We start from the raw sequence: 1736 nt of genomic DNA on the forward strand, positions 1-1736 counted from the left end.
CCGCGCGCGCGCCCGGCGCCGGCTCCCCGCCCCCCCCCCCCCCCCCCCCCCCCCCCCCCCCGCCCCCCCCGCCCCCCCCCCCCCCCCCCCCCCCCCCCCCCCCCCCCCAGGCGGCATCGTGCAGACGCGGTCGCATCGACGGCGCAAGACGTTCACCGGGATGTCATGTCGTGATAAACTCTTTTTGCGGCGGGACCGTGCGACACCAAGGCAGGGTATTTCCCAGCCGGGTGGTCCTCGTCGCAGACGATGAGCTTGAGCCTGATGTACTCGGACGATTGCAAACGTCCTGCCAAAGCCCATGGTGAAGGTGGGGCCTCTCGGAGTGGACGGATTTGGGTTGGTCGCTGAACCTCGGGACGATCGCCGGCACCACCGTGCGCGTCCACTTTACCTTCCTGCTTCTGCTAGTATGGATTTGGCTGACGCACTATCAGATCGGCGGCACGCCCGCGGCCTGGGAAGGCGTCGCCTTCATCATTGCCGTCTTTGGCTGCGTGGTCCTGCATGAGTTCGGTCACATCGCCGCCGCACGGTATTTCGGAATCGGCACGCCGGACATCACGCTTTTCCCAATCGGCGGCGTGGCCAGGCTGGAACGCATGCCCGAAGAGCCGGGGCAGGAGTTCGTGATCGCGGTCGCGGGGCCGCTGGTCAATGTCGCGATCGCCGCGCTGATCTTCGTCTTGCTCGGCGGGTCGGCGGGCGTCGATCAGATGGCCGGGATCGAGGATCCGCGTATGAATTTTCTCGCCAGGCTTGCCGGGGTCAATGTCTTCCTGGTTCTTTTCAACATGATCCCGGCCTTCCCGATGGATGGCGGCCGTATCCTGCGCGCCGCCCTCGCCGCCCGCCTCTCCTGGTCGCGCGCGACCCAGATCGCCGCCACGATCGGGCAAGGATTGGCCTTCGTCTTCGGTTTCGTTGGGCTGTTCTACAATCCGCTGCTGATCTTCATCGGCATCTTCGTCTATCTCGCCGCGGCAGCTGAGGCGCAGAACGCACAGATCCGCGAGGTTGCCACAAGCGTCTTGGTCGCGGATGTGATGATCACCGAGTTCGCCCGGCTGGAACGGTCGGCGACGCTCGACGAGGCAATCGAGATGCTGCTCGCGACGACGCAGCACGACTTCCCGGTCATCGACTCCAGCGGCCATCTTGAAGGATTGGTGACACGCAACGACATGATCCGGACATTGAAGGAAAAGGGGCCTGCCGAACCGGTCGCGAGCGCAATGCGGAGCGATATCCCGAAAATACATTATCGCAGAAGTCTCGAGGAAAGCCTGCGGCTCATGCAGCAGGCAGATGTGCCTGCCGTAGCCGTCGTGGACAATGCCGACCGGCTGGTCGGGCTCATGACACACGAAACCATAGGCGAGATGCTTATGGTCCGCTCGGCGGTTTCAGATGCCTTCCGATTTGGTCGTTTGCGTGGTGGCAAACCACGACTCACACGGATCTGAGCACGGCGATATTCTTTCTACCGCCGGATCGAGCGCTCTAAATGGTACGGGCGCGAGCCGAGGCGGAGAATAATTGCGCCATTAGCCTAGAGCACGTCCTGTGGTCGATGAATCGATTGTGATGTGACAGCTGCGTCTTGTGCTGATTCAACATCCACCTCGATGGAGGTGGACAATGGGAAGAGCATTGAGCGGGGATCTTCGATCGCGGGTTTTGAAGGCTTCGGACGAGGGGATGTCGGCGCGGCAAGCGGCGGCGCGGTTCGGCGT

The 1736-nt window shown here is 63.4% G+C and carries 1 protein-coding gene and 1 pseudogene; both read left to right on the plus strand.

The annotated features are described in order from the left end of the window. Nucleotides 1–335 precede the first annotated feature (335 nt). Complete coding sequence (locus NKH12_RS30345; RefSeq protein WP_352956470.1) at nt 336–1466, plus strand: site-2 protease family protein; 1131 nt, start codon at nt 336–338, stop codon at nt 1464–1466. 175 nt (nt 1467–1641) lie between these two features. Beyond that, nucleotides 1642–1736: pseudogene (locus tag NKH12_RS30350) on the plus strand (IS630 family transposase); the annotation flags it as partial.

Source organism: Mesorhizobium sp. M1322, from assembly GCF_040318085.1.
Taxonomy (GTDB): domain Bacteria; phylum Pseudomonadota; class Alphaproteobacteria; order Rhizobiales; family Rhizobiaceae; genus Mesorhizobium.